This window comes from Sagittula sp. NFXS13 (genome assembly GCF_040148795.1).
Classification (GTDB): Bacteria; Pseudomonadota; Alphaproteobacteria; order Rhodobacterales; family Rhodobacteraceae; genus Sagittula; species Sagittula marina.
This window is the reverse complement of record NZ_JAGEMH010000018.1, coordinates 19,964-45,272: the sequence shown is the minus strand read 5'-3', so window position 1 is coordinate 45,272 and position 25,309 is coordinate 19,964. Positions and strand designations below refer to the sequence as shown.

Annotated in this window: 22 protein-coding genes; 17 read left to right on the top strand and 5 right to left on the bottom strand. The window is 63.0% G+C overall.

What is annotated here, in order from left to right; translation table 11 throughout:
- The first annotated feature begins 86 nt into the window (after window positions 1-86).
- The 5 genes from deoC to rlmH all read left to right on the top strand — a co-directional run bounded on the left by deoC (window position 87) and on the right by rlmH (window position 4,861).
- A complete protein-coding gene (deoC, locus tag J4E08_RS21345) occupies window positions 87-1,085 on the top strand; it encodes a deoxyribose-phosphate aldolase (RefSeq protein ID WP_349540209.1) in 999 nt (332 codons plus the stop codon).
- A 90-nt stretch (window positions 1,086-1,175) separates the two neighbouring features.
- Entirely contained in the window at window positions 1,176-1,469 is a 294-nt protein-coding gene (locus tag J4E08_RS21340) for a hypothetical protein (RefSeq protein ID WP_183967581.1), read from the top strand.
- Window position 1,470: 1 nt separating this feature from the next.
- Window positions 1,471-3,801 (top strand): aldehyde dehydrogenase family protein, encoded by a 2,331-nt coding sequence (locus J4E08_RS21335; RefSeq protein ID WP_349540208.1) that lies wholly within the window; start codon window positions 1,471-1,473, stop codon window positions 3,799-3,801.
- A 222-nt stretch (window positions 3,802-4,023) separates the two neighbouring features.
- Window positions 4,024-4,383 carry a ribosome silencing factor gene (gene rsfS / locus J4E08_RS21330; RefSeq protein WP_183967585.1) on the top strand — a complete coding sequence of 120 codons (360 nt, stop codon included), beginning with the start codon at window positions 4,024-4,026 and terminating at the stop codon, window positions 4,381-4,383.
- 7 nt (window positions 4,384-4,390) lie between these two features.
- Complete coding sequence (gene rlmH, locus J4E08_RS21325; RefSeq protein WP_349540207.1) at window positions 4,391-4,861, top strand: 23S rRNA (pseudouridine(1915)-N(3))-methyltransferase RlmH; 471 nt, start codon at window positions 4,391-4,393, stop codon at window positions 4,859-4,861.
- A 75-nt stretch (window positions 4,862-4,936) separates the two neighbouring features.
- On the opposite strand, the gene J4E08_RS21320 is transcribed toward rlmH, so the two are convergent.
- Window positions 4,937-5,743: an undecaprenyl-diphosphate phosphatase gene (locus tag J4E08_RS21320; RefSeq protein ID WP_349540206.1), complete on the bottom strand. Its 807-nt coding sequence runs from the start codon at window positions 5,741-5,743 to the stop codon at window positions 4,937-4,939.
- Between the two features lie 232 nt (window positions 5,744-5,975).
- On the opposite strand from J4E08_RS21320, the gene J4E08_RS21315 reads away from it, so the two are divergent.
- The 11 genes from J4E08_RS21315 to J4E08_RS21265 all read left to right on the top strand — a co-directional run bounded on the left by J4E08_RS21315 (window position 5,976) and on the right by J4E08_RS21265 (window position 21,377).
- Window positions 5,976-7,415: an NAD(P)-dependent oxidoreductase gene (locus tag J4E08_RS21315; RefSeq protein WP_349540205.1), complete on the top strand. Its 1,440-nt coding sequence runs from the start codon at window positions 5,976-5,978 to the stop codon at window positions 7,413-7,415.
- A gap of 155 nt (window positions 7,416-7,570) precedes the next feature.
- The gene (locus J4E08_RS21310) at window positions 7,571-8,260 is read left to right on the top strand and encodes a hypothetical protein (protein ID WP_349540204.1); all 690 of its coding nucleotides are present in this window, start codon (window positions 7,571-7,573) and stop codon (window positions 8,258-8,260) included.
- 151 nt (window positions 8,261-8,411) lie between these two features.
- Window positions 8,412-12,956, top strand: a complete 4,545-nt coding sequence (gltB, locus tag J4E08_RS21305; RefSeq protein WP_349540203.1) for a glutamate synthase large subunit — start codon at window positions 8,412-8,414, stop codon at window positions 12,954-12,956.
- A gap of 416 nt (window positions 12,957-13,372) precedes the next feature.
- The gene (gene mtgA / locus J4E08_RS21300; RefSeq protein WP_349540202.1) at window positions 13,373-14,008 is read left to right on the top strand and encodes a monofunctional biosynthetic peptidoglycan transglycosylase; all 636 of its coding nucleotides are present in this window, start codon (window positions 13,373-13,375) and stop codon (window positions 14,006-14,008) included.
- 115 nt (window positions 14,009-14,123) lie between these two features.
- Window positions 14,124-14,789 (top strand): FtsZ-binding protein FzlA, encoded by a 666-nt coding sequence (fzlA, locus tag J4E08_RS21295; protein WP_183967597.1) that lies wholly within the window; start codon window positions 14,124-14,126, stop codon window positions 14,787-14,789.
- Between the two features lie 95 nt (window positions 14,790-14,884).
- Window positions 14,885-15,907, top strand: coding sequence for a tRNA epoxyqueuosine(34) reductase QueG (gene queG / locus J4E08_RS21290; RefSeq protein ID WP_502949307.1), 1,023 nt, complete (start codon window positions 14,885-14,887; stop codon window positions 15,905-15,907).
- 418 nt (window positions 15,908-16,325) lie between these two features.
- Entirely contained in the window at window positions 16,326-16,772 is a 447-nt protein-coding gene (gene msrB, locus J4E08_RS21285) for a peptide-methionine (R)-S-oxide reductase MsrB (RefSeq protein WP_349540200.1), read from the top strand.
- Complete coding sequence (gene msrA, locus J4E08_RS21280; protein WP_349540199.1) at window positions 16,772-17,278, top strand: peptide-methionine (S)-S-oxide reductase MsrA; 507 nt, start codon at window positions 16,772-16,774, stop codon at window positions 17,276-17,278. The genes msrB and msrA overlap by 1 nt, the downstream gene beginning before the upstream one ends.
- Window positions 17,279-17,544: 266 nt before the next feature.
- Complete coding sequence (locus tag J4E08_RS21275) at window positions 17,545-19,569, top strand: oxidoreductase (protein WP_349540198.1); 2,025 nt, start codon at window positions 17,545-17,547, stop codon at window positions 19,567-19,569.
- Window positions 19,570-19,713: 144 nt separating this feature from the next.
- Window positions 19,714-20,274, top strand: a complete 561-nt coding sequence (locus tag J4E08_RS21270) for a type 1 glutamine amidotransferase domain-containing protein (protein ID WP_183967604.1) — start codon at window positions 19,714-19,716, stop codon at window positions 20,272-20,274.
- A 197-nt stretch (window positions 20,275-20,471) separates the two neighbouring features.
- Complete coding sequence (locus J4E08_RS21265; RefSeq protein WP_349540197.1) at window positions 20,472-21,377, top strand: LysR family transcriptional regulator; 906 nt, start codon at window positions 20,472-20,474, stop codon at window positions 21,375-21,377.
- A 144-nt stretch (window positions 21,378-21,521) separates the two neighbouring features.
- On the opposite strand, the gene J4E08_RS21260 is transcribed toward J4E08_RS21265, so the two are convergent.
- Genes J4E08_RS21260 through J4E08_RS21245 form a run of 4 tightly spaced genes read right to left on the bottom strand, consistent with a single transcriptional unit; the run spans window position 21,522 to window position 24,472 of the window.
- Window positions 21,522-22,451, bottom strand: coding sequence for an OmpA family protein (locus J4E08_RS21260; protein ID WP_349540196.1), 930 nt, complete (start codon window positions 22,449-22,451; stop codon window positions 21,522-21,524).
- A complete protein-coding gene (locus J4E08_RS21255; protein WP_349540195.1) occupies window positions 22,423-22,989 on the bottom strand; it encodes a peroxidase-related enzyme in 567 nt (188 codons plus the stop codon). The genes J4E08_RS21260 and J4E08_RS21255 overlap by 29 nt, the downstream gene beginning before the upstream one ends.
- Window positions 22,986-23,744 carry a GNAT family N-acetyltransferase gene (locus J4E08_RS21250; protein WP_349540194.1) on the bottom strand — a complete coding sequence of 253 codons (759 nt, stop codon included), beginning with the start codon at window positions 23,742-23,744 and terminating at the stop codon, window positions 22,986-22,988. Before J4E08_RS21250 ends, J4E08_RS21255 begins: the two co-directional genes overlap by 4 nt.
- Entirely contained in the window at window positions 23,741-24,472 is a 732-nt protein-coding gene (locus J4E08_RS21245; RefSeq protein ID WP_349540193.1) for a competence/damage-inducible protein A, read from the bottom strand. Before J4E08_RS21245 ends, J4E08_RS21250 begins: the two co-directional genes overlap by 4 nt.
- A 68-nt stretch (window positions 24,473-24,540) precedes the next feature.
- Between J4E08_RS21245 and sfsA the strand changes: the two genes are divergently transcribed.
- Window positions 24,541-25,248 (top strand): DNA/RNA nuclease SfsA, encoded by a 708-nt coding sequence (sfsA, locus tag J4E08_RS21240; RefSeq protein ID WP_349540192.1) that lies wholly within the window; start codon window positions 24,541-24,543, stop codon window positions 25,246-25,248.
- Window positions 25,249-25,309 lie beyond the last annotated feature (61 nt).

Here is a 25,309-nt window from a genome sequence, read left to right as displayed (position 1 = left end):
GCCGCGTCACCATTTGCCGGAACGGAAGTCTTGCAGTCCGCTCGACCCGCAGGCAGGGTTGCCGCGCCGCCAGAAGGAGACCCGCGATGACCATCACAGATCAGCAGACTGCCCTCGGGGCGGCGCAATTGCCGCAGGTGCATGGCGCGCGCAATCCGGGCATGGCGCTGGATATGGACTGGGTCCTGTCGGCACGGGCGAACCGGTCCGCGATTGAGCGACGCGCGGCGACGTTGCCGGGGCGGCGTTCGGTCAAGAAGGATCATCAGGCGGCCTGGATGGCGCGGGCGATTTCTTGCATCGACCTGACGACGCTGGCGGGGGATGACACCGCAGGTCGCGTGGCGCGCTTGTGTGCCAAGGCGCGCCAGCCCGTGCGCGCCGACCTGCTGGAGGTGCTTGGCCTGCCGGATCTGACCGTCGGTGCGGTGTGCGTGTACCACGGCATGATCGCGCCCGCAGTGAAGGCGCTGGACGGCTCGGGCATTCCGGTGGCCGCTGTGTCCACCGGATTTCCGGCGGGGCTGTCGCCGATGCATCTGCGGATCGCGGAGATCGAAGAAAGCGTGAAGGCGGGGGCGGAGGAGATAGACATCGTGATTTCGCGCCGCAAGGTGCTGACCGGCGACTGGCAGGGGCTGTACGATGAAATGAAGGCCTTTCGCGCGGCCTGTGGCGAGGCGCATGTGAAGGCGATTCTGGCCACCGGCGAACTGGGCACCTTGCAGAACGTGGCGCGGGCGTCGCTGGTGTGCATGATGGCGGGCGCGGATTTCATCAAGACCTCCACCGGCAAGGAATCGGTGAACGCGACACTGCCTGTCAGCCTTGTGATGATGCGGGCGATCCGCGAGTACCATCTGCGCACCGGGGTTCGCGTGGGCTACAAACCTGCTGGCGGGATCTCCAAGGCGAAGGACGCGGTGCTGTATCTGTCGCTTGTGAAAGAAGAGCTGGGCGACCGCTGGCTGCGGCCTGACCTGTTCCGCTTTGGCGCGTCGTCGCTGCTGGGTGATATCGAGCGGCAGCTGGAACATCACGTCACCGGGGCCTATTCGGCGAGCTGGCGGCATGCATCGGCGTGAGGCCGGTTCGGGGCGCGGCCTGACCTGCGGGGAAGGCGTCGCCTTGGGCGATGAACATTTGAACCAAACAGATACAGGGGCGTCGGGCCGATGAATATGAGCGCGGAATGGTCGCTGGCCATGGTGTTCGTCTTTGCCGTCACGCTGGCAAGCGGGTGGCAGCGGGCAAAGATCCGTCGCGCGGTGCGCAACTTGTCCACCGCCGCGCAACGGCAGTTGGGCGAGGCACCGACCTACGCACCGCCCACGGGCGACGCTCTGACACCGGAGCTGGCGGACTATGCCGCCGTGCATCGGCGTGTGGGCTGGATCGTAAAAGGCGTCTGGGTGCTGGCGCTTCTGTGGCTGGCCTATGTGGCCTGGCTGATACTCGGGGGGATATGAGATGAGCGTTAAAGAGATATTCGAGACCATGAGCTATGGACCGGCCCCGGAGCAGGCGGGCGATGCGCTGGCGTGGATCGTGGACCGCGGGGCGCGGTTCGGACACTTCATCGACGGGGCGTTTACCGAACCGGGCGAGGGGTTCGAGTCCAGGAACCCGGCCACCGGAGAGGTGCTGGCGACGCTGACCCAAGCCACCAGCAGTGACGTTGCGGCGGCGGTGGATGCGGCGCGATTGGCGCAGCCCGAGTGGGAAGCGCTGGGCGGCAAGGGGCGTGCGCGCTACCTTTATGCGCTGGCGCGGCTGCTGCAAAAGCACGCGCGCCTGTTCGCGGTTCTGGAAACGCTCGACAATGGCAAGCCGATCCGCGAGGCGCGCGACATCGACGTGCCGCTGGCGCAACGGCATTTCTATTATCACGCCGGTCTGGCCCAGCTGATGGAGCAGGAACTGCCGGGACGCGCGGCGCTGGGCGTGTGCGGTCAGGTGATCCCGTGGAACTTTCCACTGCTGATGCTGGCGTGGAAGGTCGCGCCGGCACTGGCCATGGGCAATACCGTGGTGCTGAAGCCCGCCGAATGGACGTCTCTGACGGCTTTGTGCTTTGCGGACATCTGCCAGCAGGCGGGGCTGCCGAAAGGTGTGGTGAACATCGTCACCGGCGACGGTGCGGTGGGCGAAATGGTCGTGAACGCCGAGGTCGACAAGGTCGCCTTTACCGGCTCTACCGAGGTGGGTCGCAAGATCCGCGAGGCCTCGGCGGGGCGCGGGATCGCCCTGTCGCTGGAGCTTGGCGGGAAGTCTCCGTTCATCGTGTTCGAGGACGCGGATATTGATTCGGCGATTGAAGGCGTCGTGGATGCCATTTGGTTCAACGGCGGCCAGGTCTGCTGTGCCGGAAGCCGCCTGTTGGTGCAGGAGGGCATCGCCGAGGATTTCCATACCCGGCTGAAGGCGCGCATGGCGACGCTGCGCGTGGGCGACCCCTTGGACAAATGCATCGACGTGGGGGCCATCGTGGACCCGGCGCAAAAGGCGCGCATCGCCGCGCTGGTGGATGCGTCTGGCGGCGAGGTGTTCCGCGCCGGTGATGCGCCGGCGGGATGCTTTTACCCGCCAACGCTGATCTCCGGCCTGTCGCCAGCAGATCCGCTGATGCAGGAGGAGGTCTTTGGCCCGGTGCTGGTGTCCACCACCTTCCGCACGCCTGCGGAGGCGGTGCAACTGGCCAACAACACGCGTTACGGGCTGGCCGCAAGCGTGTGGTCGGAGAACATCAACACCGCGCTGGATGTGGCGCCGAAGCTGGTGTCGGGCATCGTCTGGGTCAACGGGTCGAACATGATGGATGCAGCGGCGGGCTTTGGCGGTGTGCGCGAAAGCGGATGGGGCCGCGAAGGCGGTTGGGAAGGCGCGCGCAGCTACACGCGCGTGGTTGACGATATGCCCGCGCTCACCACTGTGGAGGGATTCGCTGGCGAAAAGGTCGAGCCTGTGGCCGTTGACCGCACCGCCAAGATGTACATCGGCGGCAAGCAGGCCCGGCCTGACGGTGGCTACGCCAAGGCCGTTTATGGCGCGGATGGCTCACTGATCGGGCAAGCGCCCATCGCCAACCGCAAGGATATCCGCAACGCGGTGGAGGCGGCACGCGGGGCCGCAGGCTGGGCCGGTGCGACGGCGCACAATCGCGCGCAAGTGTTGTATTACCTGGGCGAGAACCTGTCCGCGCGTGCAGATGAGTTCGCAGTGCTAATTGACCGGATGACCGGAGGCACCGGCGGCAGGGCAGAGGTCGAGGCGGCGGTGGATCGCCTGTTCACCTATGCGGCCTGGTGCGACAAGTTCGAAGGCGCGGTGAAGCCGGTGCCGGGGCGCGTGGTGGCCATGGCATTGAATGAACCCTGCGGCGTGATCGGCGCGCTTTGCCCGGACGAGGCGCCCTTGCTGGGATTGGTCTCTGTGATGGCGCCGATCATCGCCATGGGCAACCGCGCTGTTCTGGTGGCATCCGAGCCGTTCCCGATGGCGGCCTTGGAGTTTATTCAGGTGCTGGAAACCTCGGACGTGCCGGGCGGCGTGGTAAATATCCTGACGGGCAGCCATGCGGAACTCGCCAAGCCACTGGCAACGCATATGGATCTGGATTGCGTCTGGTCTTTCTCCTCCACCGATCTGGCGGCAGAGATCGAGCGCGGCGCGGCGGGTGTGCTCAAGCGGACATGGGTCGACGGGCTGGCGCGGGATTGGCTGACGACGCAGGGCGAGGGGCGTGTTTTCCTTGATGCGGCGACCGAGGTGAAGACCGTCTGGGTGCCGTACGGCGCCTGAATACTGCCCCGGGCTGGCGATAAACATTGACCGACTTGCAACGCTTCGGCCCTGTGCCGTGGCGGAATGCAGCCGCCGACACGGCTGACATTGAGATTTAACACACCCGGTGTTATCTTAAGTCTATCCCAGCGCCGGGGATGTGCGGCGTTCGATGCAAAGGAGGACTATGTCCTGTCTGCCATGCAATTTGCGGGTCATACCGCAGCACCGGGTCAACCCATGACGGCCACGACCCATTCCACCCCGTCGAGCGAGCAATTGCGCGACGTGGTTTTGTCCATCCTTGATGACAACAAGGCCGAAGACGTCGTGCAGGTCGACCTGCGCGGCAAGACGTCTGTCTGCGACTTCATGGTGATCGCGTCCGGTCGCTCGTCGCGTCAGGTTGCTGCGATGTCTGAGATCCTTTCGGACAAGCTGAAAGCCGATTACGGCTTGCTGACCAAGATGGAAGGCAAGGAAACCGGCGACTGGGTTCTGTTGGATGCAGGCGATGTTGTCGTGCACCTGTTCCGCCCGGAAGTGCGCGAGTTCTACCAGCTTGAAAAGATGTGGGCGCCCACGGCGGCGTCGGCCTGACACTCACGTGAGGGTACATCTGTGCGTTGTGGGCCGGCTGCGGGCCGGTCCGGAGCGCGAACTCATATCCGACTATCTCGACCGTTTTGAAAAGACCGGGCGCGGTATGGGGCTTGGCCCCGTGACCGTGCACCAGGTCGAGGATCGCAAAGGCGGCGGCATGGCGGCAGAGGCCGCTTTGCTGCGCAAGGCGCTGCCGTCCGGCGCAAAAATCTGCATCATGGATGAACGTGGGCGTGTCATGAGTTCGCCTGATTTTGCCGGGCAACTGGCAAAATGGCGGGACACTGGCTGTTCCGACCTGGCGATCGTTATCGGCGGCGCGGACGGGATAGATCCGGGCCTGCGCGCCGAGGCCGATTTCGCGCTGAGCTTCGGTGCGATGGTCTGGCCGCACATGCTGGTTCGCGTGATGCTGTCCGAACAGTTGTATCGTGCGGCGTCGATCCTTGGCGGCGCACCGTATCACCGGGTCTGACGAGGCTGATTTGTGCGCCACCCCGAGAGCGTTGCTCCCGGGATAGTATCAGCCGGCAGACATCAAACTCTTGCGTCAGCCGGTGTAGGCAATGCCAAGCAGGATAAGGCCGAGGATTACCCGGTAAATGACGTAAGGTGTGAAGCTGACAGATTTCAGCAGGCGCATCATGAGCGCAAGCGCACCGAAGGCGGCGACAAAGGCAAAGGCTGCGCCGATGGCTGCGTCGCGCATGAGCGCGGCATTGGCTTCGGATGCCACTTCGAGGCCAAGCAGCGTACCGGAAGCCAGGATCGTCGGGATCGACATGAGCATCGCGAGCTTTGCGCCGTCCTGGCGGGTATAGCCCAGCATGCGCGCGGCGGTGATCGTTATGCCTGAACGCGAGGTGCCTGGAATCAGGGCAACGGCCTGCCAAAGGCCCATTTTTATGGCGTCAGGCAGGTTCCAATCGTGATCTTCCTTGATTTCCGGGCCTGTCTTGTCCGCCCAGTAGAGTAGGATGCCGAAAACCAGCATCGTCCAGCCGATCACCGCAGTTGACCGCATCAGGTCGTTCAGACCCGTGATCTTGAGGATCAGTCCGGCGATGATCACGGGGATGGTGGCGACCAGCAGGAGGAAGGCGAGCCGCGATCCTGGGGTGTCGGTGCGACCCGTCAACATGCGGGGCGTTCCAACCGCTGCCTCGCGAACGTCATGCCAGAAGTAGAGGATCACAGCCCCCAGAGTGCCGACATGCACTGCGACATCAATCGCTTGTCCCTGATCTGCCATGCCCGTGAGATTCGGCAGCAGAATAAGGTGACCGGAGGACGAGATCGGAAGAAATTCCGTAACGCCTTGGACCAGCGCAAGAATCATTAGGTAGAACAAAGGCATTGGCGTTATCCTGAATATAGTATGACTTGGGTATAAGACCCTGTTTCCGAAAGAAAAGCGGGAATAAATGGCCGGTTCGGACCCAAATACTCTTGAGGTCACCTGAAATATCCGCCTGCAGTAGGTGGAAAAGCGCAAATAGGTCAGCACTTATGACTTTTATTTGCTGAGGGCGTCGGGTAAAGAGGCCGAACACCCCTGAAGTCTACTCCTTGAAGAGGTTCAGCGACACATGGCAAAGCAGCCGATGTTGAAATTCGTTACCACCGCGCGGGAAATGCCCGAAAAGCGGGAGGCTACTGTCCGCAACAAGGATTTCGACGAGATTTATGCGGAGTATGCAGAGGCGAAGGCCCACGAGCAAGCGTCTCGCTGTTCGCAGTGTGGCGTGCCCTATTGCCAGAGCCATTGCCCCCTGCACAACAATATCCCTGATTGGCTGAACCTGACGGCAACCGGCCGTTTGCAGGAAGCCTATGAAGTCAGCCAGGCCACCAACACCTTTCCGGAGATCTGCGGCCGCATCTGCCCGCAGGACCGTCTGTGCGAAGGCAACTGCGTGATCGAGAAGTCCGGCCATGGCACCGTGACCATCGGCTCCGTTGAAAAGTACATCACAGACACCGCCTGGGAAAAGGGCTGGGTCAAGCCGGCGTCTCCTTCTCACGAGCGGTCCGAAAGCGTCGGCATCATTGGCGCAGGCCCCGGCGGATTGGCGGCGGCGGACATGCTGCGCCGCGCTGGCGTGCAGGTCACGGTCTACGACCGCTACGACCGCGCGGGCGGTTTGCTGACCTACGGCATCCCCGGCTTCAAGCTGGAAAAGGAAGTGGTCATGCGCCGGGTCGAGCAGCTGGAGCAGGGCGGCGTGCGCTTTGTCCAGAACTGCAACGTCGGCGACACCATGTCCTTTGACGAGATCCGCGCACAACATGATGCGGTGATCATCGCCACGGGCGTCTACAAATCGCGTGACCTCGGCGGTCCCGGTGCGGGCGCCAAGGGCATCGTGAAGGCGCTGGACTACCTGACCGCATCGAACAAATCCGCGAACTTTGGCGACACGGTTGCGGACTTCGAGGACGGCACGCTGAACGCCAAGGGCAAGAATGTGGTCGTCATCGGTGGCGGCGACACGGCCATGGACTGCGTGCGGACGGCGATCCGGCAGGGCGCTTCGTCGGTGAAATGCCTGTACCGTCGTGACCGCACGAACATGCCCGGCTCGCAGCGCGAGGTGCAGAACGCCGAAGAAGAAGGCGTCGTGTTCGAGTGGCTGACTGCGCCTGCGGGCTTCAAGGGCGGTGATGTTGTCAGTGCGGTGACGGTGCAGAAAATGCGCCTTGGCGCGCCGGATGCCACGGGCCGTCAACGTCCCGAGCTGATCGAAGGGTCCGACTATGACGAGCCTGCAGATCTGGTTGTGAAGGCGCTTGGGTTTGAGCCGGAAGAGCTGCCGACCCTCTGGGGTGTGGACGGGCTGGACGTGACCCGCTGGGGCACCGTGAAGGCGGAGTTCACCACCGGACGCACCGCGCTGGATGGCGTCTATGCCATCGGTGATATCGTGCGTGGCGCGAGCCTTGTCGTCTGGGCAATCCGCGATGGCCGCGACTGTGTCGAAGCCATTCTGGAAGACTTCAACGCCAAAGCATCGGTTGCTGCGGAGTAACTTGAGCTTGTTTTCCGGTCGGATGCTTCGCCTTTAAGGTGCGCAATCCGACCGGAAAGGCGGGGCAAACCGGTCGGTTGTTAAGGCCGCTCACGTGGGAAGTCGTAAAGGTTAAAGGTCTGCAAGGCTGACCTGAACTGTGGGAGAGGTAAAATATGTCTGAAGCAATGCGTCACTTGAGCATCGCGGGGCTGTTGGCCCTGATGCCCTTGTGCGCGCAGGCGGCAGACGTGTTCCAGGCGCCCGCAGGCTGCGAGACCTTTCTGACGGTGCAGATGAAGGAATGCCGCGTCGAGCATCATTATCGCTGTGCGGCCAGCGGCTCTGACCAGTGGCGCGCTGTCTACGTGGAGCAAGGGCCGATCTTTGTCAGCCGCATCGACGCTCAGGCGCAGTGGCTGTCCAGCATCGACATCGCATCGGGCCGTGAAACGGTGACGGTGATGCCGGTGAAGGATCCGTCAGACGTGACAGCCCTGATCGAAACCGGGCAGGACGCGTTTGATTTTCAGCAGCGTCGCGCGGATGGGTCGGTGGAGCGTGTGTTCGGCGAGGATCGTATCGTCGAGCGCAACGTGCTGCTGGACGGCGAGCTGCTGCACCGCACGGTGTTCGAGGTGACCTATCAGCGCGCCGATGGCAGCGAGATCGGGACGTATTCCGGTTCGGAATATGTCTCTGAGGCGCACCAACGGTTCTTTGCCGGTCGGGGCACCAGTGTGTTCGATGGCGTGTCGTCGTCGTTCGACCGCACGCCACAGGAGTTTATCTATCCCGGCGAGCCGGGCTTTGCTTCGGTCACGCCTGTCTACGACTGTGGCATGATGATGAGCGCCCTGCGCTAGAGGATTGGGGATGGCGGGCTCGCCCCGCGTCCTGAGTGAATTTGAACCAAGGCGAGGTTGCGGCCGGATCTTGGGATGTAATCTGGTCGCCTGCGGGGGACCGAACGGATGAGACGGCCACCCGGCGTGGCCTATATGGAGGGCGTGAGCCATGACCAAGTTTGACGCTGAATGGGTGCGCAACGAGGAAGCCAAGCGCAAGTGGATGTCGGAAAACGGCATGTACCACGAGAGCGAGGAGCATTCGTCGTGCGGTGTGGGCCTTGCGGTGAGCCTTGACGGCAAACCGTCGCGCAAGGTTGTGGAGGCGGGCATTTCCGCACTGAAGGCAATCTGGCACCGCGGCGCGGTGGATGCGGATGGCATGACCGGCGACGGCGCAGGCATCCACGTTCAGATCCCGGCCCCCTTCTTCTACGATCAGGTGGAGCGCACCGGCCACACGCCGCGCATGGACCAGCGCATGGCCGTGGGTCAGGTGTTTTTGCCGCGCACGGACTTCGGCGCGCAGGAAGCCTGCCGGACCATCGTCGAGACCGAAGTGCTGCGCATGGGCCATTCCATCTACGGCTGGCGCCACGTCCCGGTGAACGTCGGCTGCCTTGGCGAGAAGGCGAACGCCACGCGCCCCGAGATCGAGCAGATCCTGATTTCCAACGCACGCGGCGTGGATGAGGAACAGTTCGAGCGTGAGCTCTATGTCATCCGTCGTCGCATCGAAAAGGCGGCTGCGGCGGCTGGCGTTGCGGGCAACGGCGGGTTGTACATCGCCTCGCTGTCCTGCCGGTCGATCATCTACAAGGGCATGATGTTGGCGGAACAGGTGGCGGAGTTCTACCCCGACCTTCAGGATGAGCGGTTCGAGAGCGCCTTTGCGATCTATCACCAGCGTTATTCCACCAACACCTTCCCGCAGTGGTGGCTGGCGCAGCCGTTCCGCATGTTGGCGCACAACGGCGAGATCAACACGCTGAAGGGCAACGTCAACTGGATGAAGTCGCACGAGATCCGCATGGCGTCGTCGGCGTTTGGCGATCTGGCGGAAGACATCAAGCCGATCATCGCAAATGGCGCGTCTGATTCGGCGGCGCTGGATGGCGTGTTCGAGGTTCTGGTGCGCGCGGGCCGCAACGCCCCGATGGCCAAGACCATGCTGATCCCCGAAAGCTGGTCCAAGCAGGCGGTCGAGCTGCCCGAGGCGTGGCGCGACATGTATTCCTACTGCAACTCGGTGATGGAGCCGTGGGACGGCCCTGCCGCGCTGGCGATGACCGATGGTCGCTGGGTCTGTGGCGGTCTGGACCGTAACGGCCTGCGTCCGATGCGGTATGTCGTGACCGGCGACGGCATGCTGATTGCCGGGTCCGAGGCTGGCATGGTGCCGGTGGACGAGGCGACCGTGCGCGAAAAAGGCGCGCTTGGCCCGGGCCAGATGATCGCGGTCGACATGGCCGAGGGCAAGCTGTTCCACGACACCGAGATCAAGGACGTGCTGGCCGCATCGCAGCCGTTTGGCGACTGGGTTGGCAAGATCAACGAGCTGGACGGGCCTCTGGCCGAGGTCACCGAAAAGCCGCTGTTCGAGGGCGCAGAGCTGCGCCGGCGTCAGATTGCAGCCGGCTACACCATCGAGGAGTTGGAACAGATCCTTGCGCCGATGGCCGAGGACGGCAAGGAGCAGCTGGCCTCGATGGGCGACGATACGCCCTCTGCCGTGCTGTCCAAGAAGTACCGTCCGCTGTCGCATTTCTTCCGCCAGAACTTCTCCCAGGTGACCAACCCGCCGATCGACAGCCTGCGCGAATTCCGCGTGATGTCGCTGAAGACGCGGTTTGGTAACCTCAAGAACGTGCTGGACGAATCCTCGTCGCAGACAGAGATCCTCGTGCTGGACACGCCCTTTGTGGCCAATGCGCAGTTCGACGCGCTGAAGGAGAACTTCAACGCGACCTCGACGACCATCGACTGCACGTTCGGGGCTGGCAAAAACGAGCTGCGTGACAACCTCGCCCGCATCCGGGCAGAGGCCGAAGAGGCTGTGTCTTCCGGCGCGGGGCATTTGATCCTGACGGATGAAGGCACCTCGGAGGATCGCGTTGCGATGCCGATGATCCTGGCCACCAGCGCGGTGCACAGCCACCTGACGCGCAAGGGCTTGCGGACCTTCTGCTCGATCACCGTGCGGTCGGCGGAATGCATTGACCCGCATTACTTTGCGGTGCTGATCGGCGCCGGTGCGACCATCGTGAACCCCTATCTGGCCGAAGACAGCCTTGCCGACCGTATCAAGCGCGGTCTGCTCGACATGACGCTGACCGAAGCCGTGGCGAAATACCGCGAAGCCATCGACCAAGGTCTGCTGAAGATCATGTCCAAGATGGGTATCTCGGTCGTGTCGTCCTATCGCGGCGGCCTGAACTTCGAGGCGGTGGGCCTGTCCCGCGCCATGTGTGCCGAGTACTTCCCCGGCATGATTTCCCGTATCTCGGGGATCGGTGTGAACGGCATCCAGCACAAGGCCGAGCAGGTCCATGCGCTGGGCTTCAAGAACGGGCGCGACGTGCTGCCCATTGGTGGCTTCTACAAAGCGCGCAAATCGGGCGAGACCCATGCGTGGGGTGCGCAGACCATGCACCTGATGCAGGCCGCCTGTGATCGAGCGTCCTACGAGCTTTGGAAGCAGTATTCCAACGCGATGCAGGCGAACCCGCCGATCCATCTGCGTGATCTGCTGGCGGTGAAGCCGCTGGGCGCCTCCGTCCCGCTTGAAGAAGTCGAATCGATCACCTCGATCCGCAAGCGGTTCGTGACGCCGGGCATGTCGCTGGGCGCGCTGTCGCCGGAGGCGCACAAGACGTTGAACATCGCGATGAACCGGATCGGCGCAAAGTCGGATTCCGGTGAAGGCGGCGAAGATCCGGCGCACTTCGTGCCGGAGCCCAACGGCGACAACCCGTCCGCGAAGATCAAGCAGGTGGCGTCGGGCCGTTTCGGTGTGACCGCCGAGTACCTGAACCACTGCGAAGAGCTGGAAATCAAGGTCGCGCAGGGGGCCAAGCCCGGCGAGGGCGGTCAGCTTCCGGGCATGAAGGTCACCGACCTGATTGCGCGTCTGCGGCATTCGACCAAGGGCGTGACCCTGATCTCGCCACCGCCGCACCACGACATCTACTCGATCGAGGATCTCGCGCAGCTGATCTACGACCTCAAGCAGATCAACCCGCGCTGCAAGGTGACGGTGAAGCTGGTGGCGTCCTCCGGCGTGGGCACAATCGCGGCAGGCGTGGCAAAGGCGAAGGCCGACGTCATCCTGATTTCGGGCCACAACGGCGGCACGGGCGCATCGCCTGCGACCTCGATCAAGCATTGCGGTCTGCCGTGGGAGATGGGGCTGTCGGAGGCGCATCAGGTGCTGTCGATGAACAACCTGCGCTCGCGCGTGACGCTGCGCACGGACGGTGGTTTGCGCACCGGTCGTGACATCGTCATGGCGGCCATGATGGGGGCCGAAGAGTTCGGCATCGGCACCGCGGCGCTGATCGCCATGGGCTGCATCATGGTGCGCCAGTGCCAGTCCAACACCTGCCCGGTGGGCGTGTGTACTCAGGACGAAGCCCTGCGGGACAAGTTCACCGGCAACGCGGACAAGGTGGTCAACCTGATCTCCTTCTATGCGACCGAAGTGCGCGAAATCCTGGCCGAGATCGGTGCGCGGTCGCTGGACGAGGTGATCGGTCGTGCGGACCTGCTGACGCAGGTGTCGCGCGGTGCAGAGCATCTTGACGATCTGGACCTGAACCCGCTGCTGATCCGCGTCGATGGGTCCGACAAGAACGTCTACAACCGCGACAAGCCGCGCAACCCGGTGCCTGATACGCTGGATGCGGAAATCGTGCGCGACGCCGCACGCTTCTTGCAGGATGGCGAAAAGATGCAGCTATCCTATGCCGTGATGAACACGCACCGGACGGTGGGCACGCGGGTGTCGAGCCACATCGAGTCGAAGTTCGGGATGCGCAACGCGTTGCAGCCCGATCACCTGCACATCAAGCTGACCGGCTCTGCCGGGCAGTCGCTGGGCGCCTTTGCCGCGCCGGGGCTGAAGCTCGAAGTGTCGGGCGACGCCAACGACTACGTGGGCAAGGGCCTGTCGGGGGGCACGATCGTTGTGCGCCCGCCGCTGGTGTCGCCGCTCAAGGCGTCGGAGAACACGATCATCGGCAACACTGTCCTTTACGGTGCGACCGACGGCTATCTGTTCGCGGCAGGCAAGGCGGGGGAACGCTTCGCGGTCCGCAACTCCGGTGCGAAGGTTGTGGTCGAGGGCTGCGGTTCCAATGGGTGTGAATACATGACCGGGGGCGTGGCGGTGATCCTTGGGGAGATCGGTGCGAACTTTGGCGCGGGGATGACCGGCGGCATGGCGTATCTGTACGATCCCGAAGGCAAGGCCGACGCGTTGATGAACATGGAAAGCCTCGTGACCTGCAAGGTGACCGTGTCTGCGTGGGAAGATCAGCTGTTGGGCCTGATCCAACGCCATGCGGAGGAAACGCGCTCTCAAAAGGCCGCAGAGATCCTGCAGCATTGGGATCTGGAGAAGGGCAACTTCATTCAGGTCTGCCCGAAAGAGATGCTGAACAAGATCCCGCATCCGCTGGGCATCGAAGACGCCGTGGCGGTGCCGGCGGAGTAACCTGGCCTCGCTTTGAAATCATGCGCCCCGGGGGAGACCTCGGGGCGTTTTTGGTTTCCGAGGTGGGGCCTTGTGGTGGTTTGCCTGATGTTGGGCCGGGCCGATATTTTTTTGTCCGCCGCACATGACGCGGGCTGATGTCTAATTCCGTGTCCGTAAGGACATTATTCGGGTTTTGCGTGGTACAGATTCGGGATGACCGGCGAAGGCCGTTGATATCCGGGTGACGTCAGGCGGCGACCGCTGCGGTGCCGTCTCGTTTTTCTGCTAGCCCCTTTGGCACGGGTGTGTAGACAGGGGACATGGCTACCAAACGGACAAAATCGACGCCCAAAAGCAAGGCGCGCAAGCAGGACAAGACGAAGCTGCCTTTGAGGCGGCGGCTGAAACGCCTTGTGTATATAGGAGCTTTGGGGATGGCAGCCTTTGTCGTTCTGGCGGTGGCGGCGTTTACCGTGCTGAACCCGCCCACCACGCACACGATCTGGAGCGAGAAGCAGCGCCTTGGCTCTGTGGACCGGTCCTGGGTCCGATTCGAGGATGTGGCCCCGGTGATGGGCCGTTCGGTCGTGGCGGCGGAGGATGCCAATTTCTGCGAACACTGGGGATTCGACATGACGGCGATCCGCGCCGCCATTGCGGAAGGGGCGCAGCGCGGCGGCTCCACCCTTAGCCAGCAGGTGGTGAAGAACGTCTATCTCTGGCAGGAGCGGTCCTGGCTGCGCAAGGGGTTGGAGGCCGGGCTGACGCCCTTGGTCGAAGGCATCTGGTCCAAGCGACGCATTCTCGAGGTCTATCTGAACGTGGCGGAGTTCGGTGAGGGCGTGTTCGGGGTGGAGGCGGCCTCCTGGCATTATTTCGGCGTCGGGCCGGAGGCTTTGACCGCGCGACAGGCGGCTTTGCTGGCGGCTGTGTTGCCCAGCCCCAGAACGCGGGATGCTGGCCGTCCTTCGAAGGCCGTGAGCCGGCGCGCTCAGGCGATCATGGATGGGGCGGCGACCATCGCGGCGGATGGCCGGGCGGCGTGCTTTGAGGGCGGTCAGGCCGGCTGAAATCGGCGGGAGGCAGCCGGCATGTGGTCCGCAGAGGGGCGCAACCTGCGGCGGGCGCTTGAAACCGGGTGGCGATGGACTCTATTAGAAGGCATTCCCGAAACGCAGGATTATCATGGCCAAGCTGTATCACGTTCCCCTTTCTCCGTTCTGCCGCAAGGTGCGGCTGAGCCTCGCCGAGAAAAAGATCGAATGCGAATTGGTGGAGGAGCGCTACTGGGAGAAGGACCCCGATTTCCTGCGACGCAATCCGGCGGCCAAGGTGCCGATCCTGCGCATGGACGGTAAGACGATGGCCGAATCATCTGCCATTTGTGAGTGGATCGAGGAAAAATACTCGGACCCGTCGCTGATGCCACGGTCACCGGATGCCCGCTATGAGGTGCGGCGTCTGGTGGGGTGGTTTGACGACAAGTTTCACAACGAAGTCACGTCCAAGCTGTTGTACGAACGGGTGAACAAGAAGGTGATGAAGGCCGGTTTTCCGGACTCGGGGAACGTGAAGTCCGGCGCGAAGGCGATCAAATACCATCTCGATTACCTCGCTTGGTTGCTGGAGCACCGCCGTTGGTTGGCGGGCGATTCCATGACGTTGGCGGATTTTGCAGCTGCCGCGCATCTGTCGTCTCTGGACTATATCTCGGATGTGGACTGGAACCGCAGCGAGGCGGTCAAGGATTGGTACGCAAAGATCAAATCGCGCCCGGCTTTCCGGTCGATCCTTGCGGATCAGGTGCCGGGTTTCCCGCCGCCCGCGCATTATGCCGACTTGGATTTCTGAGCCCGCCTTTCGGGGCAGGGGGCGCTGCCCCGTCCCATTGGGACACCCCCCGGAGTATTTGAAAAGCCAAGAAGCAGGGTGACCGCGTGACCGATCTGACCACAGCGCTGAAAACGGAGGCGGGCGCGGTCGGGTTCTCTGAGTGCCGCATCTGCCGGCCGACGGATGTGCCAGAGGTCATGGCGCGCTTGCAGGCCTTTGTCGCCGAGGGTCGGCATGGGCAGATGAACTGGATGGCGGAGCGCATGAACTGGCGTGGCGATCCCGCGGCGCTTTGGCCGGAGGCGCGGTCCGTGATCATGCTGGCAGAGAATTATGGCCCGGAGAGCGACCCTCTGGCCGTCTTGTCAGAACTGGACCGTGGCGCGGTCAGCGTTTATGCCCAAGGGCGCGATTATCACGACGTGGTCAAGAAGCGGCTCAAACGTTTGGGGCGCTGGTTGATTGATGCGGCTGGAACCTCGCCTGAAATCAAGGTGTTCGTTGATACCGCCCCGGTGATGGAAAAGCCGCTGGGGCAGGCGGCCGGGTTGGGGTGGCAGGGCAAGCACACCAACCTTGTCAGCCGCCGTTTGGGGTCCTGGTTCTTTCTCGGCTGCATCTTTACCACCTTGGATCTGGAGGTGGACGGCGCGGAGGTCGATCACTGCGGATCGTGCCGCAAGTGTCTGGATGTCTGCCCGACGGCGGCGTTTCCCGCGCCCTATCAATTGGACGCGCGGCGGTGCATTTCCTACCTGACAATCGAACACAGCGGTCCGGTGGACGAAGCCCTGCGCCCTGGACTGGGCAACCGGATTTACGGGTGCGACGACTGTCTGGCGGTCTGTCCATGGAACAAGTTCGCTCAGGCGGCCTCTGAGGTGAAGTATGAACACAAGGTGGGGGCGCCTGCTTTGACGGACTTGGTGAGGCTGGACGACGCAGCATTCCGGGCGCGGTTTTCCGGGTCTCCGATCAAGCGGATTGGCCGGGATCGCATGGTGCGCAACGTGCTTTACGCAATCGGCAATGCAGGTGAGGCGCGTCTGCGGGAGGCTGCGCGGCCGTTGTGCGAGGATGATGACGCGACGGTGCGCGACGCAGCGCGGTGGGCCGTGACACAACCTGTGGATTGAGCGCGGCGCAGAGGCCACATTCACAAGAAGACTGTCGGTTCGATGGACGCCAAGTCAATCCGACTCTTGCATGCGATAAAAAAGCATGTTGAAGTCGTCAGGCCGAGTGGGGGACGTGCTGCCAACACAAAAATCACTCTATGGCCAAGGTAATAGGTAACCGTTTTCGGTTGCCCCGTGATGGTGCATGCAAACTGCGGTGTCATGGGGTGGGTGTGACGGGCGCAGAGCTGCCATCTCCGCGCCCGAGGCGACTCTTGCGGTCTTGGGAGAAAGCTGTCGTCACCCGCCTGTTACATGGCAGGCCGTGACCTTTCTCGCAACCCTCCCCCACGAAGCTGTGTGCAATGTTTCGCCACCCCTTTGCTTTACGGCAACAGACCCCATTTAACGCAAGACAGCCGAATGGAGGTACACAATGGCAAATTATGAACGACGGCCGGAGGTTATCGAACGGTTAACCCCGGAGCAGTACCGCGTCACCCAGCAAGGCGGCACGGAGCGTCCGGGCACCGGGGAATACCTTGGAAACAAGGCGACCGGGATTTATGTCGACATCGTCTCCGGCGAGCCGCTTTTCGCCAGCGCCGCAAAGTACGAATCCGGCTGTGGCTGGCCGAGCTTTGTGAAACCCATCGAGCCGGACAACATCGTCGAGCTGCGCGACACCGCGATGGGCATGGTGCGCACCGAAGTGCGCTCGCGGCACGGAGACAGCCATCTGGGCCATGTGTTTCCGGACGGACCACGGGAGCGCGGCGGATTGCGGTATTGCATCAACTCGGCGGCGTTGCGGTTCATCGCGAAGGAAGACATGGAAGCCGAAGGCTATGGCTCATATATCGATCAAGTGGAGGACGTGTGATGAGCGAACGTGCTGTTCTGGCGGGCGGTTGTTTCTGGGGCATGCAGGATCTGATCCGCAAGCTGCCCGGCGTCGAAAAGACCGTCGTCGGGTACACTGGCGGTGATGTGCCCAACGCGACTTATCGCAACCATGGAACCCATGCTGAAGGGATCGAAATCATCTTTGATCCGGAGAAGACAAGTTATCGGCAGCTGCTGGAGTTCTTCTTTCAGATCCACGATCCGTCAACGCCCAACCGGCAGGGAAATGACGTGGGCATGAGCTATCGTTCCGCCATCTATTATGTGGATGAGGCGCAAAGGGACGTTGCGTTGGACACCATTGCCGATGTGGACGCATCTGGCCTGTGGCCCGGCAAGGTGGTGACCGAGGTGGAGCCGGTGGGTGATTTCTGGGCGGCTGAGCCGGAGCACCAGGATTACCTGCAAAGGCTTCCGACCGGGTATACCTGCCATTATCCGAGGCCCGGGTGGGTGTTGCCGAGGCGGTCCGCCGCTGAATGACGGTGTTGATACGGGCGCCTCGTGGGGCGCTACGATCCCTGCGGGCATGCGGCGTTGGGCGTCGAGGCGGCCAACGAGGGCACCCGTCCGGTCGGTGATCCAAGGTTCAGGACGGGGGTCGGACGCTATTTGCGCAGGCGCAAAGGCGCCCCGCCCACCGTCCCGATGGGGCTTGCGGATGACCTGTGCCGATCTGACGTGACGTAGAAGGGTGACAAGGTCAAAGTGATGGTGTGTGCTGTGCCCTGAGACAGGGAGGTTTCACCATGACCACGTATCCGCATTTGCTGCGTCCGCTCGACCTTGGGTTCACCACGCTGAAAAATCGCGTGTTGATGGGGTCGATGCACACCAACCTTGAAGAACGCGGCGATTGGAACCGGGTGGCGGAGTTTTACGCGACGCGGGCGCGGGGCGGTGTCGGTCTTATGGTGACAGGTGGCATGGCTCCCAATGTCGAAGGTGGGGTGTTTCCCGGCGCTGCCGGCTTGTTTTCCCAACAGGATATCTCCAACCACCGGATCGTGACGGACCGCGTGCACGCAGCAGGCGGCAAGATCGCCATGCAAATCCTGCACGCCGGTCGGTATGCCTACGGGCCTGAGTGCGTCGCGCCCAGTGCGATCAAATCACCGATTTCACCATTTCCGCCGAAGGCGCTGGACGAAGGCGGGATCGAGAAGCAGATCGCCGATATGGCCACCTCTGCCGCCCGTGCGCGCGAAGCGGGATACGACGGCGTGGAGATCATGGGCTCCGAAGGATATTTCCTGAACCAGTTTCTTGTGTCCCACACCAACAAGCGCACGGACCGCTGGGGTGGGGCATATGAGAACCGGATGCGCCTGCCGGTGGAGGTGGTCAAGCGTGTGCGCGCTGCGGTGGGCGAGGACTTCATCGTGATTTTCCGGCTGTCGATGATCGACCTGATCCCGAACGGGTCCACCCATGAGGAGGTGGTGATGCTGGCGCAAGCGGTGGAGGCTGCCGGGGCGACGATCATCAACACCGGCATCGGCTGGCACGAAGCGCGGGTCCCCACCATCGCCACATCTGTGCCGCGCGCGGCCTTTGCCTGGGTGACCCAAAAGCTGATGGGCAAGGTGTCGGTGCCGCTGATCACGTCAAATCGGATCAATACGCCGGACGTGGCGGAGGGGATACTGGCGGACGGTTGCGCCGATATGGTGTCAATGGCGCGGCCTTTCCTTGCGGATCCGGATTTCGTGAACAAGGCCGCCCAAGGCCGCGCCGACCTGATCGCGCCCTGCATCGCCTGCAACCAGGCCTGTCTGGATCACACGTTTTCCGGCAAGGTGTCGTCCTGTCTGGTGAACCCAAAGGCGGGGTTCGAGACAGAGCTGGTGATCACTCCGGCAGAGGTGGCGAAGTCCGTGGCGGTTGTGGGAGCGGGTCCGGCGGGCATGGCCTCGGCCATAACGGCTGCGGAGCGTGGGCATCGGGTGGTGTTGTTCGACGCGCACGATCAGATCGGCGGCCAGTTGAACATGGCAAAGCAGGTTCCTGGCAAGGAAGAATTTCACGGGTTGGTGGAGTGGTTTGGCGCGGCCCTGGACGAGGCTGGCGTCGAGCTGCGATTGGGGCAGCACGTTGACGCCGACGCGCTGAGTGCGTTCGACACGGTGATCGTCGCCACAGGGGTGTCGCCTCGGGATCCGGAGATCGCTGGGCAGGAGCACCCAAAGGTCACCGGCTACATCGACGTGCTGCGCGGCAAGGTCGAGGCGGGCGGTCGAGTGGCTGTGATCGGGGCAGGGGGCATCGGGTTTGACGTGTCCGAATATCTCGTGACCGGGGACAGCCCGACGGAGAGCCTGCCGGAGTGGATGCGTGAATGGGGCGTGACAGACCCGGCGGATCAACGGTCTGGCTTGTCGGCGGAGGGGCCGCAGCCTGCCGCACCTTTGCGGGAGGTGACGCTATTGCAGCGCAAGGCGGAGAAGCCCGGCAAGCGTCTGGGCAAGACGACCGGCTGGATTCACCGTGCCGGGCTGCAGATGAAGGGGGTGCAGATGAAAGCGGGCGTGAATTACGAGCGCATCGACGACGAGGGACTGCATATCTCTTTCGGAGAAGCGCGCGAACGGCCCGAGGTGATCGCCTGCGATACAGTTGTGCTGTGTGCAGGGCAGGTGAGTGAGCGGTCTCTGGCGAATGATCTGGAGGCTGCGGGCGTGTCGTGTCACGTGATCGGGGGCGCGGATGTGGCCGCAGAGCTGGATGCCAAGCGCGCGATTGACCAGGGCGTGCGGCTGGCGGCGACGCTGTAGGGACGGGGGCTGCATTATCTTGTCGATCGTTTGCCTTGCGTAAAGCCGCCGCCGATCATGGAACCAAATCCGCGTCTCTCCTGTTGTGGGTATGAAAGAGGAACACAGGGTTTTGTGTTCCGAACGACGAGATAGGAGAGACACATGACCAAGATTACAGACGCGAAAATTCTGATCATCGCCACCCACGGTTTTGAGCAATCCGAACTCGAATTCCCGCGCGACCAGTTGCGTGCCAAAGGTGCAGAGGTGCATGTTGCCACCCTTGACGGGAAGGCAATCAAGGGCTGGGAAGGCTCTGACTGGGGCCGCGAGGCCGAGGCGGACCTGAAGATCGCTGACGTCGACGCCACCAAGTACGATGCGATCGTGCTGCCGGGCGGCCAGATCAACCCAGACCTGCTGCGCGTAGATGCGGCGTCGGTGGAACTGGTCCGCAGCTTTGCGCGCCAAGGCAAGGTTGTCGCTGCAGTATGCCACGCACCGTGGTTGCTGATCGAAGCGGACATCGTCGCGGGCCGCGAAGTCACCGGCTATCCGTCGATCCGCACCGATCTGAAAAACGCAGGCGCCCGTGTGATGGATGAGCCCGTTGTTGCAGACAGCGGCATCGTCACCTCGCGCAATCCTGACGATCTGAAAGCCTTTGTGTCCAAGATCGTTGAGGAAGTGGAAGAAGGCCGTCACAATCAAAAGGCTGCCTAAACCAGCCCTTTGATCATTCGGATCATTGCTTTGCCCCCGCCCAGTCCTGCTGTGGCGGGGGTTTGCTTTGCATTTTCCCGTTTCCGGACGCGGCACGGTGAGGGCAATAACCGCGATATTGTCTCTCCCCTGCCCAAGTTCAGCCGCGATTCACCGGCATTCCTTGTATCCAACGCAGGAACGACGAGGAGACGGAAATGGATCGTCTTACCGAAATGGAGGCTTTTGCCACCGTGGTAGACCAGGGCGGCTTCACTGATGCCGCCAAGAAGATGGGGATTTCCAAATCGGCCGTTTCCAAGCATGTATCCAGCCTGGAAGCGCGGCTGGGCGCACGCCTGCTGAACAGGACGACGCGGCGGGTTTCGCCGACGGAGATCGGGCTGGCGTACTACGACCGCGCCCGGCGTGTGTTGAACGACGCAGGCGAAGCGGATGCGCTTGTGACCTCGATGCAAAGCGCGCCGTCCGGCCTGCTGCGGATCTCGGTGGCGACGGATTTCGGGGTGAACCACCTGTCGCCGGTGCTGGGCGATTTCCTCGCGGAATTTCCCGACATCACCGTCAACATGGTGCTGAACAACCGCTACGTTGAGCTGATTTCCGAAGGGTTCGACATGGCGATCCGCATCGGTGAGCTGGAAGACAGCACACTGAAAGCGCGAAAGTTGACCGAGACCTGCAAACGCATGATCGCGGCCCCGGCCTATTTCGAGAAATACGGACGGCCTCAGCGGATCGACGATCTGAACGAGCACAAGCTGCTGCATTATTCCAATCAGTCCTCCGGCAGCATGTGGAAGCTGACCGCCCCGTCGGGCGAGAAGCGACAAGTGCGTACTGCTGGCTGGCTGACGGTGAACGATGGTCAATCGTTGCTGAATGCCTGCGTCGGCGGGCTCGGCATCGCGTATCTGCCGTCATATCTGTACCATGAGGCCATGGAGGCCGGGCTGGTCGAGGATGCGATTCCCGATCTGCCAGTGGAAACCCAAGGCGTCTATGCCGTCTACCCGCCGGGCCGCTTTACGCAGCCCAAGGTCCGCGCCTTTATCGACTTCCTCGTTCATTCCTTTGCCGACAAGGGACCGAACGTCTGGTGACACCGGTGGGCGCCTGTCGCCCGCTGGACCTGCTTTTCCTCTGCCTGATGCTAGGCACCAACTGCCCCCGTCGACAGAAAGGTCGGTCGGGGGCTTTTTTTGCGGCGCCACGATCCCGGTGGTCTGTTCAGGTCAAGGACGGGGTCATTCGGTCGAGAGCAAGACGGCTTCGACACGGCGGTTGGCCTCGCGCCCGTCCTCGGTGAGGTTGGAGGCGACAGGAGAAAGATATCCCGCCCCTTCGGAGGACAGTTGCGCGGTCGGTGTGCCGTGGCGCTCACGCAGGTAGCTCACCGCGGACCCGGCCCGCCGCAAAGAGATGGCGCGGTTCGCGTCGAGCGATCCTGTGGCGTCGGTATGGCCAACGATCAGCAGGCGGCGCGAGGGGTTTGCCGCGAGGTAGTCCGCGAGCGCATCAAGCGAGGCGATGGCACCTGCGCCAAGCGTGGTGGAGCCGGTGTCGAAAATCACATCGGGCAGGATCACATGGCCGTTGGCCTCCAGCGCCTGCGCGAGATCGCCGGTTGCAACGGATCGGATCGGCGCGGCATCGGTGATGGTCTCTGCCCGCACAGCTTTGCCCGCGCGGATGATCTGGACGTAGCCGTCGCGCGGTCCTTTGCTGGCCAGCAGGGAGATCGCACCGGCGCCCGGTTTTTGCACTGCGACAAAATGGAAGTCGTCGAGAGAGACGAACATCTCCGGCGCGGGCAGCACCAACGTGGCAAAGCGGAAGTCGAAGCCGCCACAGCGTTGCGTCGCACAATCCAGCGTGATGTCGTAGCCGTCGGCGATCAGCGCGTCGCGCAGTGGTTCGATCAGCTGGAACGACGATGCGCCGCTCTGCGGGATACGCCAGCTTTCAATCTCGATCCGGCCTTCGATCCGCGTGGTGGGCAGGGTGCCGCTGCGGACCGGTCCGGTGGGCAGGGCGTAGGTGCCCGGCTCCTGGACCGTGGAGTAGGTGCGGGTGGCGGTCTGCGGCAGCGACAGGTTCTGCGCGGCCAGTGGACCTGCGCAGAACGCCAACAGCAACCCCAGCCGTTTACCGTGCTTGCGCGTGGTAGTCGTCATTCGGCCGCATATCCGTGGCCGAGGCCACCCGGTTGGTCATGTTGAAAAAGCCCGCCACATTGACGATGTCCCAGATGTCCCGCTCGGAGAACCCCGCATCGCGCAAGGCCTCGCGGTCATATTCACCGATCTTGGCGCTTTCGATCGTCATCTTTTCAGCAAAAGCGAGCATGGCGCGATGACGGTGTTTCAGGTCGGCCACGCGCCAGTTCATCACCAGCATCTCGCCCAGCTTGGGGTCGCCAGACAGGTCACGCACGGCAGCACCGTGGGCGGTGAGGCAGTAAAAGCACTTGTTCACCGAGGAAACAACCACGGCGATCATCTCGCGCTCCAGCTTGGTGAGGCCGCTGTCTGCCAGCATCAGATCGTTGTAGAGGGTGGTGAAGGCGTTCAGCTTGTCGATGTTAAACGCATAGGCGCGCAGGACGTTCGGAACCATGCCGAGCTTTTCTTCGCAGATGTCGAAGTATTTCTGCGTTTGCTCTGGCAGCGGGTCGACCGGCAGCAGGTTCAATGCGGTGGGTTTGTCGGTCACTGTGTATCGCTTTCGCTATCAAGGATGCGGTAATGGTAACGCCCCGCGACCTCCATCTGCAACGACCGATACAGCGCGGAGGCCGCAGTGTTTTGTTCGGTGGCGGCGCAGGCGATCCAGCGGGCGCCTTTCGACGCGGCCCAAAGCGCGGCGCAGCGCATCATCCAGCCCCCCAGCGCCTTTCCGCGGTGCTGTTCGAGGATGTGAAGTGCGTGAACCATGGCAATGTCGTCGTGGATGGCGCAAAAGCCCACGCCGGCGGCCTTGTCCGACACACGTCCGAACAGGCCCGTCTTGGGCGGGGCGGCGCGGTTCATGACGCGCTGCCGAGCGGCACCGATATCGCCGTCCTCCCAGAGCTCGCGCATGATGGCGAGGGGCTCCCAGATGGCAAAGGCCGAAACCCGGGGCAGGGATCGGTCGGTCAGATGGTCAATCGGGGCAAGCCAGATCTGTGTCGGGTCGGCTCGCGCATAGCCCTGGGCCGCCAGCGTCACATCCAGCGTGGTGTCGGAGGGGGTCAGGTCGGGCCGGATCATGAAAAGCGGGTCTTGCCCCAACATCCGCATGGCGCTGTCCGCCGCTGTCACATCGTCGAGCCGCCAGGCGTCACGCGCCGTCGCGGCTGACACACGTTTGCCGCCGCCACGCCCCTCCCGCAGCGTCCAGGGCCCGGTGTCCACCTTGGCCGCAGCGGGCCATGTGGCGTCCAGCACGTCGAACAGCCGGGGAAGATCGGGCCTGGTCTGGCTCATGCGGCCGCGTCCGTGAACAACGCATTCAGGCGGGTCATGGCGGCATCCAGCCGGGCGCCGTCCGATCCCCGCACCACGAGATTGGTGCCGTAGATGCCATCCTTCTGGAATGGGTAGGAGCCGAATTGGAGATCGTTGAACTCCTCGGCCAATGCGCCCAGCGGCTGGGCAACGTCGCCTTCGCCGCGCATGACACGCAGGGTTTGCGACAGGATGGGCGCGCCACCGGTCAGGGAGGGAAGCAGGCTGGCGACCATGGCTTGAAAGACGCTCGGAACGCCGGCCATGACGTGGACGTTTTGCAGGGAAAATCCCGGCGCGATGGAGACCGGGTTTTCGATCAGCGTGGCGCCATCGGGAATGCGGGCCATGCGCAGGCGCGCTTCGTTCAATTCCGATCCGGTGCGGTCGTAATGCGCCTGTAGCAGCGCACGGGCATCGTCACGCACGGTGATCGGCACACCGAAAGCCTCCGCCACGCAAGGGGCGGTGATGTCGTCATGCGTTGGGCCTATGCCGCCAGAGGTCACCACGTGGTCATAGGCTGCACTCAACGCCTGCACAGCGGCGACGATGGCGGCGTGATCGTCAGACACCATGCGAACCTCACGCAGGTCGATGCCGTGGCGGGTGAATTCATTGGCAAGGAAATGCATGTTGCTGTCACGGGTGCGGCCTGAGAGGATCTCGTCGCCGATCACCAGCATGGCGGCGGTGGGGTTGGACATTCTGGACTTCCTTTAGCAGCGGTCGGGCAGCTTGCGCCGGGCGTTGCGTAAGGTATAGGGCTCAGATCATGCGCTTTCAAACACAACTGGTGCCTGCGACATTGATACGCCGCTACAAGCGGTTCCTGGCGGATTGCCTGCTGGAGGACGGTCGCGAGGTGACGGCCCATGTGGCGAACCCCGGCTCCATGCTGGGGCTGGCCGACGAGGGCATGCGGATCTGGCTGGAACCGAACGACGACCCAAAGAAAAAGCTGAAATGGGCTTGGCGGCTGGTGGAGCAGCCCGGAGGGCATTTTATCGGCGTCGATACGGGCGCGGCAAACCGGCTGGTCAAGCCCGCGCTGATGGCGGGTCAGATCGCCGGGCTGGACGGCTACGACATTGTCCGACCCGAAGTCATGTACGGAGAGAGCAGCCGCATCGACTTCCTTCTCAGCGGTGGCCGACCGGATTGCTACGTCGAAGTCAAATCTGTCACGCTCTCGCGGCAGACGGGGCTGGCGGAGTTCCCTGACAGCAAGACAGCGCGTGGCACGAAACATCTGGGTGAGCTGGCGGCCATGGTCGCCCAGGGGCACAGGGCGGTGATGCTCTATCTGGTTCAACGCACCGACGCCGAACGCGTCACGCTGGCCGATGACATCGACCCGGTTTACGCCGCAGCCTTTACGGAGGCGACAGCCGCAGGTGTCGAGGTGCTTTCCCTGGGCTGCGAGATCACCCCCTCCGGCATAACACTCGGGCAGCCGCTGCCCTTTGAGCCGCCGAAATAGAAAAGGCCGCGCCGCAAAATGCGGCACGGCCCTTGTTTCTTTGTCCGTGGTCCGGGGCAGC